Genomic DNA, 11,989 nt, shown 5'->3' on the forward strand with positions numbered 1-11,989 from the left:
ACCGAATTTTATTTATAACAACACAACATAAACTACTTTTTTTCAAAATGAACAAAAACACATTATACGAAAAAGAACTTTCTTTTCAAGCCGACCGACGTAAAGCTGGAGTTGAATTTATTAAAATCATCAGTGATTTATGGTATGACAAGTCTATCGAATTGGTTTTTTTTAGAAATCAATTAATTGACAGAAATGTTAGTGACATCATGAATCTTCATGAATATGCAGGCGAATTCGTTCAAAAACCAATTAATGTTTTTGATTCTGTTGAAATTGCTCGTGCTATTGAAAATTTAGATTTACCACCATCAAGAATTGATATTGGAAAATTAACGTATGAATATCATTTAGAAGATAATAAATATCATGATGCTCGTGCGTTTGTAATTGACAAATTAAGAGACGCTAAAAATTCGCAAGAAATTAAACCTAAGGATGTTGTTCTTTACGGATTTGGCCGAATTGGAAGGTTATTGGCTCGTGAAATGATGAGTAAAATTGGGAAAGGTCAACAACTTCGTTTGAGAGCAATTGTAACTCGTGATAGAAATGACGCTCAATCTTTAGAAAAAAGAGCTTCCTTATTAAGATACGATTCTGTTCATGGAGACTTTGAAGGTTCAGTAAATGCTGATACTGATAATGATGCGTTGATTATTAACGGAACAACGGTTCACATCATTACAGCTAATTCTCCAGAGGAAATTGATTATACAAAATATGGAATTGAAGATGCTTTAGTAATTGATAATACTGGAGCTTTTACAACAGAAGAAGCTTTGCAGCGTCATTTAACTTCTAAAGGAGTTGATAAAGTTTTATTGACTGCGCCAGGAAAAGGAGTTCCGAATATTGTTTATGGAGTAAATCATAACGATTATAATCCAGATACGGTAAATATTTTCTCGGCAGCATCTTGTACAACAAACGCTATTACTCCAATTTTAAAAGCTGTTGAAGACACGCTTGGAGTTGTAAAAGGACATTTAGAAACCATTCATGCATATACTAACGATCAAAACTTGGTAGATAATATGCACAAAAAATACCGTCGTGGAAGAGCAGCGGCTTTAAACATGGTGATTACTGAAACTGGTGCTGGAAGTGCTGTTGCAAAAGCATTACCAAATTTGGCAGGAAAATTAACTTCAAATGCTATTCGTGTTCCTGTTCCGAATGGTTCTCTTGTAGTTTTGAATCTTGAAGTTGGTAAAGAAACTTCAGTTGAAGAGGTAAATAATATCATGAAAAAATACGCTCTTGAAGGTGAACTTGTAGAGCAAATTAAATATTCTTTAAATAATGAATTAGTTTCTTCTGACATTGTTGGAACATCGGCTCCATCTATTTATGATAGCAATGCGACAATTGTTTCTGGCGACGGAAAAAACATTGTTCTATATGTTTGGTACGATAACGAATATGGTTACAGCCACCAAGTTATAAGACTTGCAAAATATATTTCTAAAGTAAGACGTTATACTTACTATTAGTAGATTATTAATTCGAAATTAAATTCCGTTTCATTATTTGAAGCGGAATTTTTTTATTAAAAATAAATATTTATATTTAGTGTTTTAAAAGTGTAACCCCAAATTTACATTGATGTATAAATACCTGCTAATCACGCTATTCTCAGCGCAATTTTCATTTAGTCAAGTTTCCATGACTACCTATAAATATGGTTATAATGGCATGGAACTTATTGTTAAAAGTAAAAACGAAACCATCATTATAAGTACTTTTAATTCTAAAAAAGCTATTAAAGATGAGATTGCTCAAAAAGTATATGACCATTTCAAAAATTCTCAAATAAATTCTGGCGATACCATTTCAATTCAAGGTAATGACGCAAAAGTCACTGGAAAATGTTTTATTTCTAGAAAGAAAAAACTTATTTCAATAAATTTCTATTATGAAAAAATTGAATGGAATAATGGCTCAATTGAATTGTATAAGAAAACATAAAAAAACTCCCAAGTTTCCTTGAGAGTTCTTTTTGCAAAAATAAATTACTAACCAATTATGCGTTGGCTGCAATTAAGTTTAAAGCCGATCCAGCTACAAACCAACCAATTTGGCTTTCGTTGTACGTGTGATTTGCTAAAATTATATCTTTTGAACCATCAGCATGAACGAATTCTAATGTTAATGGTTTTCCTGGTGCAAAATCTGTTAAATCTAAGAAATTGATAGTATCGTTTTCTTGAATTTTATCATAATCTGCTTCGTTAGCAAAAGTTAAAGCTAACATTCCTTGTTTTTTCAAATTGGTTTCGTGAATACGAGCAAATGATTTTACCAAAACTGCTTTAACTCCAAGGAATCGTGGTTCCATTGCAGCATGCTCTCTTGAAGAACCTTCACCATAGTTTTGATCACCAACAACAATTGAAGGAACACCTGCTGCTTTATAAGCTCTTGCCACAGCAGGAACAGCTGCATATTCTCCTGTTAATTGATTTTTAACTTTATTAGCTTCTTGGTTGTAAGCATTAACTGCTCCAATCAACATATTATTAGAAATATTATCCAAATGTCCGCGGAAACGTAACCATGGTCCAGCCATTGAAATATGATCGGTAGTACATTTTCCGAAAGCCTTGATAAGTAATTTTGCTCCAGAAATATTTTTTCCATCCCATGCATCAAATGGTGCTAAAAGTTGTAGCCTATCTGATGTTGGAGAAACAACAACTGAAACATTACTTCCATCTTCTGCTGGCGCTTGAAAACCTGCATCTTCCACATCAAAACCTCTTTTTGGAAGTTCATCACCTGTTGGAGGATTTAATTTTACAGCTTCACCTTTATCATTCAATAAAGTATCTGTTATTGGATTAAAAGATAAATCACCTGAAATTGCTAATGCAGCAACCATTTCTGGAGAAGTTACAAAAGCATGTGTATTTGGATTTCCGTCAGCACGTTTTGAGAAATTTCTGTTGAAAGAGTGAACGATAGTATTTTTTTCACCTTTGTCTGCACCTTCTCTATCCCATTGTCCGATACAAGGTCCACAAGCATTTGTAAATACTTTAGTTCCCATTTTTTCGAAAGTAGCGATAATTCCATCTCTTTCAATAGTATAACGAATTTGCTCAGAACCAGGATTGATTCCGAATTCTGCTTTAGGAGTAATTCCATGAGCAACAGCTTGTTCCACAATAGAAGCTGCGCGAGCCATATCTTCGTAAGATGAATTAGTACATGAACCAATTAAACCCCATTCTACTTTTAAAGGCCAATCATTTTTAGTTGCTTCTTCTTTCATTTTAGAAACTGGAGTTCCTCTATCTGGCGTAAATGGTCCATTGATATGTGGTTCTAACTCTGATAAATTAATTTCGATTAATTCATCAAAATACTGACTTGGATTAGCATATACTTCAGCATCACCAGTTAAATAATCAGCAACTGTATCAGCAGCATCAACTACATCTTGACGACCAGTTGCTGCTAAATATCTTCTCATTGAATCATCGTAACCGAAAGTTGAAGTCGTTGCTCCAATTTCTGCACCCATATTACAAATAGTACCTTTTCCAGTACATGACATATTGACAGCACCTTCGCCAAAGTATTCTACAATCGCTCCAGTTCCACCTTTCACAGTCAGAATATCGGCAACTTTTAGAATTACATCTTTTGGAGCCGTCCAACCGTTTAATTTTCCTGTCAATTTAACTCCAATAAGTTTTGGAAATTTCAATTCCCAAGACATTCCAGACATTACATCAACCGCATCAGCACCACCAACACCAATAGCTAACATACCTAATCCACCAGCATTTACTGTATGTGAATCGGTTCCAATCATCATTCCACCAGGAAATGCATAATTTTCTAAAACAATTTGGTGTATAATTCCTGAACCTGGTTTCCAAAAACCAATTCCGTATTTATTTGAAACAGAAGAAAGAAAATCAAAAACTTCTTTCGATTGTGAATTGGCTACAGCTAAATCAGTAGTAGCACCAACTTTTGCTTGAATCAAGTGATCACAGTGAACTGTTGTAGGAACAGCTACGGTTTTCTTTCCGGCATGCATAAATTGTAATAATGCCATTTGAGCCGTTGCGTCTTGACAAGCAACTCTATCAGGAGCAAAATCAACGTAATCTTTTCCTCTTGAAAAAGCTTGAGAAGGCGTTCCTTCCCATAAATGTGAATATAAAATCTTTTCAGAAAGTGTTAATGGACGCCCAACTAACTCACGTGCTTTATCAACGCGTTCCGCCATTGTTCCGTACACTTTTTTAATCATTTCGATATCAAAAGCCATAATGTAATAGGTTTATTTATTTGCAATGCAAATTTAATGAAATTAATGATAATTAAAAAATATTTAATAAATCTGATGTTTCAAAAGATTATTATTGCCAAATCACCATTTTGACTAATTATTATTGCATAAAAATGAATTTTGAATAAAAATTTTGAATAATTGTTAATTTAGAAACCTTTTTTTATCATATTCGAAATTTAAGAAACAAAAGCACAGCTAAGAACGTTTCTAAATTAGATGAGAAACTTAACTTTAACTAATAAATTATAAAATTGAATTCGCTTTGTTAAAAGAAAGGAATAATAAAATTTAGAATTTTTTTGGAATAGATTTATAGAACATTCCAATAGAAGCTGCAATTAGTACGAAACAAATTAAAAAACCAACTGAAACTAATTGAATTGCTGAAAAATCGATTGTTGTAATTTTTTTAAATTCAGATAGTACAGCCAAAATCATATACAATCCAAAAAGGAAAAAGATGGAGCCAAGAATAATTCCGACAATTTTATTTTTGATAAAAAGTTGAAGTGATACAATAATAAAAACGACTATGGTAAAATAATTAATATGTCCCGATCCCAAATAATTATCTAAAAACCAAAATATTGATAATGCAATAATAAAAAATTCTGGGAGTAAGAATGAGTATTTTTTCATGGTTAAAATTTATTTTAAAACGAAAAAAAACTATGAATAGTATTAATTATATAGTTTCTGCCAAAAAAATAAAATAAAGTAAGCAATCACACCAATTCCTAAAAACAAAAAAATCTTTTTATACCAAGTAGTATAAAAAGATTTCAATTTTAAAAGATATAATAATCCAATAACTAAAAAATAAAGAATACTAACAACAAATAAATACAAACATATTAATAAAAATAATGCTTGATTATTCATGCTTGTTAAAAACATCTTACATCAACTTACTAATAATTACTTCTTCTGTAATTCCTTCAGCATCGGCTTTATAATTTTTAATTATTCTGTGACGAAGAATTCCGGTTGCAACTGCTTTTACATCTTCAATATCTGGAGAGAATTTTCCGTTGAAAGCTGCATTAGCTTTAGCTGCCAAAATTAAATTTTGTGACGCTCTTGGTCCTGCACCCCAATCTAAATAATTATTTACATAATCTGTTGACAATGGTGAATTTGGACGCGTTTTTCCAACTAAAGTTACTGCATATTCAATAACATTATCTGCTACTGGAATTCTTCGAATTAGATGTTGGAAATCGATAATTTCTTGAGCAGAGAACAAAGGATTTATTGTTGGTTTTGCATCAGAAGTAGTGCTTTTTACTACTTCAACTTCTTCTGCAAACGAAGGATATTCTAACTTGATAGCAAACATAAAACGATCTAATTGCGCTTCTGGCAACGGATATGTTCCTTCTTGCTCAATTGGGTTTTGAGTTGCTAAAACAAAATAAGGCAAATCTAATTTATAATTGTGACCTGCAATTGTTACTGAACGTTCTTGCATGGCTTCAAGTAAAGCTGCTTGTGTTTTAGGTGGCGTTCTGTTAATCTCATCGGCTAAAATGATATTAGAAAAAACTGGTCCTTTTATAAATTTAAACTGACGGTTTTCATCTAAAATTTCACTTCCTAAAATATCGGACGGCATTAAATCGGGCGTAAACTGAATTCTTTTAAAATTCAATCCTAAAGCTTGAGAAATAGTATTGACCATTAATGTTTTTGCTAAACCAGGAACTCCTACAAGCAAAGCATGTCCACCTGAAAAAATGCTCAACAATATTTGATCAACAACATCGTCTTGACCTACAATTATTTTGGAAATTTCTTTTTTAAGTTCGAGTCTCTTTTGAACTAAATTCTGTATCGCTGTAACGTCTGACATAATTAATATGAGATTTTAGATTTTAGATTTTAGATATTTAATATACTAAAACTAAAATGTAATATTATTTTTTCAACCAATTATTTGTAAAATCACAATTTCTGTAATCTTCATTAATATTGATGTATGATTCTTTAATTTTTTCTTCTGTCCACTTTGCTATGGCATTGATTTGTTTTTCTTTCAATGCTAATTCTTTAATTTTGATGTAGTCTTTACCATAATCAGCAGTATGTTCATTGATTCTGTTAGTTACCATAATCAATTTAATTTTTTTACCTTTTCTTGGATCTTCTTCTAAAATGGGTTCTGAAACTTCATCACCTTTCAAGTTTGAAACTTGACTGTATAATTCGGGATCCATTTTTGTTAATTCGAAATGCGTATCTTGTGTTTGTGGATTAATTAACGTTCCGCCATTAGCACGAGTTTCTTTTTCGTCTGACATAGATCTTGCAGCATCAGCAAATGTAATTTCTTTATCCTCAATTCTTTTTTTAATTAAAAGAGCTTTTCCTCTAGCATCAGCCATATCCGATTCTGAAACTTTTGGTATCATTAAAATATGACGTAATTCTAAATCTTGTCCTTTAATTTTTTCTAAATAAATAATATGATATCCGTATTCTGTTTCAAATGGTTCAGAAATTTCACCTTCTTGCAAAGAAAAAGCAACTTCTTTAAACTCCTTTACAAACGATGTTTTTTTGTTAATTTTATAAAATCCTCCAGATGAAGACGATGCTTTATCATCAGAATAAATAACAGCTCTAGTTTTAAAACTTGCTCCTTCTTGAACTTCTTTTTTGATGTCTTTTAATTTATTGATAATTCTTTGTTTTTCTTCTTCAGAAACTTTTGGAGTGATAACAATTTGAGCAATTTCAAGTTCTGCCCCAAACAATGGACGTTCCATTTCAGGAATTTTCTTGAAAAAATTTCTTGTTTCTTCTGGAGTAATTTGAATATCATCAACAATTTTTCTTTGCATTTCTGCCGCTAATCGTTGCTCTTTCAATAAATCAAACATTTCTGTTCTAAATTCTTCTTCTGTATCTTTTTTAAAGTATTTAACTACATTTTCCATAGAGCCAATTTGCTCTACCATATAATCAATTTTTTGATTCATAGAACCTCTAATATCCTCATCTTTAACAATAATAGAATCTTGTATTGCTTGATGCGCATATAATTTTTCTTCTAAAAGTTTTCCAAGCATTTGACATCTTGTAATATCTTTTATGGAATTTCCCTGACTTGAAAGTTCAAGAAAAGCTTTATCAATATCAGAATCTAGTACAAGATATTCACCTACAGTAGCTATAATCCCATCTACTTTTTGCTTTTTTCCTGTTCTAACAACTTCTTTTTTTGTTTTTACAGAATCAACAATTATTTCTTGAGCAAACGAAATACATCCCGCAAATAAGAAGAAAAGAGTTGTGATATTTTTAATTGATTTTGATATTTTCATTTTGTGTGTAATTAACTTCTTTAAATGCAATTTTTACTTTTTTATTCTTGTTTTTATTTTTTCAAAAACATCTTGATTAACTTTTACTGAGAATTCTTTCTTCAATTCATTAACCCAATTTTGTTCTAAATATTGTTGATAATCATTAACCATTTTACCACGGCATTCGTCAAGCGTTTTATCACCTTCTGGAATTACTTTATTCACTTTAGTTATGTAATAATAATCACCTTCCTTAAATATCTCTGACAAACCAACTTCTTGTTTTGTTCCTTTTGGCATTACTGAAGAACCAACTTCATTTACACCTTCAGTAACCATAACATTTACAACATCATTAGTATTAAGTTTTTCTTTTATTGTTTTATAATCAATACCTTTTTTTAACATTGAAAGTACCTTTTTCATTACCTCTTGTTTTGTAGAAGATAGTATTGCTAAATCCAATCTAGTCTTCCATCTAGGTTTATTATTTTGGTCGGCATAGAATTTTTTTAAACCAATCGTATCTGTTTTAGCACGTTGCCAAATTTCTCTTTCCATCAAGTCAAACAACAAAAGCCCATCTCTATATTCTTCTACAACAGAGGCAAATTCTGGAAACTCAACTTCTAAGTTGTCATTATAATATTGATTTAATTGGTCGTCTTTAAATTTATCATATAAAATATCAAGCGCTTTTGATATTGGTTTTAATTTAGTTCCCGATTTTTGCTGACTTTTTATATAATTTAAAAACTGCTCGCCTGAAATGGTTCTGCTTTCAATAGAAAATAATTTTCCTGCAAATGGTTTAACATCTTCTGGCATCTCCCATTTTGCATCATAATAATCGTTAGTTACTACTTTTGAAAGTGCAGCAAACATTTTTTCATCTCTTTTTACCTTGTATTTTTTTCTTAATTTTTCAGTTAAAGAGTTCGTTATCAATCTTGAACGATCATCTCTTGCAATTTTATTTTCTAGTTCAGTTTTAGAATCTTCAAACGATTTTATTGGAAACTTATCAATAAATTTAACAATGTGCCATCCAAATTGCGATTGAAAAGGTTGTGAAATAGGATTATCTTTTGTCAATGAAAAAGCAACATCTTCAAACTCTTGTGAACTTAATTGTCCAGAACCAAAGCGGTTTAGAACACCACCTTTTGAGGCCGAAGATTTATCTTCTGAAAATTGTTTTGCTAAATCTTCAAAGCTTTCACCTTGTTGTATTTTTTTATAGATTTCCTGAATAGTTTGTTTCGGTTTTTCTGGATCCTCACCTTCCTTTTGGTTCATCAACATAATATGAGAAACTGCAACTTCACCGCGGTTATCTCTTATATCGTTTACTTTTATAATATGGTATCCAAAACGAGTGCGAATTGGATTAGAAATTTGTCCTTTTGGTGTTTTGTAAGCTGCATTTTCAAAAGCATAAACCATTCTAAAACTAGTAAAGTACCCTAAATCTCCTTTGTTTTCTTTAGCAGATGGATCTTCAGAATAATCTTGTGCTAAACGATCAAAACTTTCACCACTTATAATTCGTTGTCTAAGATCAGCAATTTTTTTATAAGCTTTTAAAGTATCCTCTGGCGAAGCATTTTCGTCTACCATTATTAAAATATGAGAAGCACGAATTTCCTTTTTTAAACGTTCATGACCTTCTTTTACTAATTCAGCAGTAACTTTAGAATCTGAAGTATAATTTTTTGAAAGTTGTGATCTATAACTTTTTAGTTCGTTTTGATATTTAACATCATTTTGAAGACCAATTTTATTTGCTTTAGTAACCTTCAATTTATAACCAACAAAAAGTTCAAGATAATGATTTAAATCTTTTTGAGATTCGTCTTTTACTAAATCTAAGTTTTTGTTATAAACTCTCTCAAATTCATCTACATAGAAAGGTTTTTCATCGATAGTAAATAGAACTTCTTTAGGTTTATTTTGTGCATTTATTTGTGAAAGGAATAAGATTAAAAATCCTAAAAACACTTTTTTCATATTCTGAATTTATATTAAAACTTTATAATAATTACAATCAACAAAAGTAACAATTCGTTGTTATTAAACAAGTATAAGCAATACTATTAACAAAATTTTATTAACACAAAAATTAATTGTAAACATTAAAAATGCAATTAGTTATTTCGGCAATAAATAGTATTTTTGCAATCCATTAAACAAGATATGAGTTTTTTAAAAGAAATAGAACGTAGAAGAACATTTGGAATTATTTCACATCCAGATGCAGGAAAGACAACTTTAACTGAAAAATTGTTACTTTTTGGAGGTGCAATTCAAGAAGCTGGAGCGGTAAAAAACAACAAAATTAAGAAAGGTGCTACAAGTGACTTTATGGAGATTGAGCGCCAAAGAGGAATTTCTGTTGCGACATCAGTTTTAGCATTTAATTATAGAGATAAAAAAATAAACATTTTAGATACTCCAGGACATAAGGACTTTGCTGAAGACACTTTTAGAACATTGACTGCTGTAGACAGTGTTATTGTTGTAATTGACGTAGCAAAAGGAGTTGAGGAGCAAACAGAAAAATTAGTTTCAGTTTGTAGAATGCGAAAAATTCCTATCATTGTTTTTATCAACAAATTAGATAGAGAAGGAAAAGACGCTTTCGATTTAATGGATGAAGTGGAAAAGAAACTTGGATTACAAGTAACTCCGCTGAGTTTTCCTATTGGAATGGGATATGATTTTCAAGGAATTTACAACATTTGGGAGCAAAACATTAACCTTTTTAGTGGTGATAGCAGAAAAAACATTGAAGACACAATAGCGATTTCTGATATTAATAGCCCTGATTTAGAAAAATTAATTAAAGAGAAACCTGCTCAAAAACTTAGAGAAGAGTTAGAATTAATTGATGAAGTATATCCAAAATTTGATCGTCAAGAATATTTAGACGGAAATTTACAACCTGTTTTCTTTGGTTCAGCTTTAAATAATTTTGGAGTTAGAGAAATTCTAGATTGTTTTATTGAAATTGCGCCGTCACCAAGACCAAAAGAGTCAGACACTAGGTTAGTAAATCCTGAAGAAGAAAAGTTATCAGGATTTGTTTTTAAAATTCATGCCAACATGGATCCAAAACATCGCGATAGACTTGCATTTATCAAAATTGTTTCAGGAACATTTGAACGCAACAAACCTTACACACACGTTAGACTAAATAAGAGTTTAAAATTTTCTAGTCCAAACGCTTTTTTTGCTGAAAAAAAAGAAATTGTAGATATTTCTTATCCTGGTGATATTGTAGGACTTCATGATACAGGAAACTTTAAAATTGGAGATACATTAACAGAAGGAGAAATAATGAGTTTCAAAGGAATTCCAAGTTTTTCTCCAGAACACTTTAGATACATAAACAATGCTGACCCTTTAAAAGCAAAACAATTAGAAAAAGGTGTTGACCAATTGATGGATGAAGGTGTAGCCCAATTGTTTACCTTAGAAATGAATAATAGAAAAGTAATTGGAACTGTTGGAGCACTTCAATATGAAGTCATTCAGTATCGTTTAGAACATGAATATGGCGCAAAATGTACTTATGAAAATTTCCCTGTTCACAAAGCATGTTGGGTTAAGCCAGATGATGCAAAGAATGAAGAGTTTAAAGAATTTAAAAGAGTAAAACAAAAGTTTTTAGCCCACGATAAATATGGTCAATTAGTATTTTTAGCAGATTCAGATTTTACAATTCAAATGACTCAAAGCAAATATCCAACAGTTAAATTATTTTTTACATCAGAATTTGATTAATTATTCAAAAAACTATCTCGATTTCGTAAAATTTATTCGACAAATGTATAATTTAAAGCATTTTAGCTTCTTTATTTAAAAAATCATGTTATCTTTGCGAACTGAAATGTAATCATTGTTATGAAAAGTATTTTTAAGTTTTGTTTTTTATCATTTATGCTGTTGTCGAACTTTATAGCGTTTGCTCAACCAGGTGATGATGATGGATCTGGAGGATTAGAAGACACATCTGATCCACAACCTGCAGATATTAATGGTAAATTAATCTTGCTTTTAATTTTAGGAATTGTTTTTGCTTTTTATATCATCAGAAAGAATTTAAAAAAAGCATAATATTATAATATTATCAAACATAAAAAAAGCCTCACTTTTAGTGAGGCTTTTTTTATGTCTTAAATTTAAAAAACAAATAAAAAAAACCTCCTCAATTACTTGAGGAGGTTTCTGTTTATTTATAGTTTATCAAACTATCTTTTGATAACTCGTAAGGTTTGTGTGTTTTCTCCTTGAGTTACAATTACATTGTAAACTCCTGATGGATATCCACTTCCAACCTCAAACGATGCAACATCTGAAACATTGA

The 11,989-nt window shown here is 30.6% G+C and carries 9 protein-coding genes; 4 read left to right on the forward strand and 5 right to left on the reverse strand.

Annotated elements, in window-relative coordinates:
* The first annotated feature begins 47 nt into the window (after positions 1 to 47).
* On the forward strand, positions 48 to 1,496 hold the full coding sequence (locus Q0049_RS02410) for a glyceraldehyde-3-phosphate dehydrogenase (protein ID WP_298116165.1): 1,449 nt from the start codon (positions 48 to 50) through the stop codon (positions 1,494 to 1,496).
* A gap of 112 nt (positions 1,497 to 1,608) precedes the next feature.
* Positions 1,609 to 1,971: a hypothetical protein gene (locus Q0049_RS02415; RefSeq protein ID WP_298116167.1), complete on the forward strand. Its 363-nt coding sequence runs from the start codon at positions 1,609 to 1,611 to the stop codon at positions 1,969 to 1,971.
* 55 nt (positions 1,972 to 2,026) lie between these two features.
* Here the strand turns inward: Q0049_RS02415 and Q0049_RS02420 are convergent, their stop codons facing one another.
* The 5 genes from Q0049_RS02420 to Q0049_RS02440 all read right to left on the reverse strand — a co-directional run bounded on the left by Q0049_RS02420 (position 2,027) and on the right by Q0049_RS02440 (position 9,630).
* Positions 2,027 to 4,288 (reverse strand): aconitate hydratase, encoded by a 2,262-nt coding sequence (locus tag Q0049_RS02420; RefSeq protein WP_298116170.1) that lies wholly within the window; start codon positions 4,286 to 4,288, stop codon positions 2,027 to 2,029.
* Between the two features lie 312 nt (positions 4,289 to 4,600).
* Positions 4,601 to 4,951: a hypothetical protein gene (locus Q0049_RS02425; RefSeq protein WP_298116173.1), complete on the reverse strand. Its 351-nt coding sequence runs from the start codon at positions 4,949 to 4,951 to the stop codon at positions 4,601 to 4,603.
* A gap of 259 nt (positions 4,952 to 5,210) precedes the next feature.
* Entirely contained in the window at positions 5,211 to 6,164 is a 954-nt protein-coding gene (locus Q0049_RS02430; protein WP_298116176.1) for a MoxR family ATPase, read from the reverse strand.
* A gap of 64 nt (positions 6,165 to 6,228) precedes the next feature.
* A complete protein-coding gene (locus Q0049_RS02435) occupies positions 6,229 to 7,638 on the reverse strand; it encodes a peptidylprolyl isomerase (protein WP_298116179.1) in 1,410 nt (469 codons plus the stop codon).
* 33 nt (positions 7,639 to 7,671) lie between these two features.
* Positions 7,672 to 9,630, reverse strand: coding sequence for a peptidylprolyl isomerase (locus Q0049_RS02440; protein WP_298116182.1), 1,959 nt, complete (start codon positions 9,628 to 9,630; stop codon positions 7,672 to 7,674).
* Positions 9,631 to 9,816: 186 nt separating this feature from the next.
* Between Q0049_RS02440 and Q0049_RS02445 the strand changes: the two genes are divergently transcribed.
* Together Q0049_RS02445 and Q0049_RS02450 are read left to right on the forward strand one after the other, a co-directional pair.
* On the forward strand, positions 9,817 to 11,406 hold the full coding sequence (locus Q0049_RS02445; RefSeq protein WP_298116185.1) for a peptide chain release factor 3: 1,590 nt from the start codon (positions 9,817 to 9,819) through the stop codon (positions 11,404 to 11,406).
* A 120-nt stretch (positions 11,407 to 11,526) separates the two neighbouring features.
* Positions 11,527 to 11,739: a hypothetical protein gene (locus Q0049_RS02450; RefSeq protein ID WP_298116187.1), complete on the forward strand. Its 213-nt coding sequence runs from the start codon at positions 11,527 to 11,529 to the stop codon at positions 11,737 to 11,739.
* The last annotated feature ends 250 nt before the right edge of the window (positions 11,740 to 11,989 follow it).

The organism is Flavobacterium sp. (genome assembly GCF_027484205.1).
Classification (GTDB): Bacteria; Bacteroidota; Bacteroidia; order Flavobacteriales; family Flavobacteriaceae; genus Flavobacterium.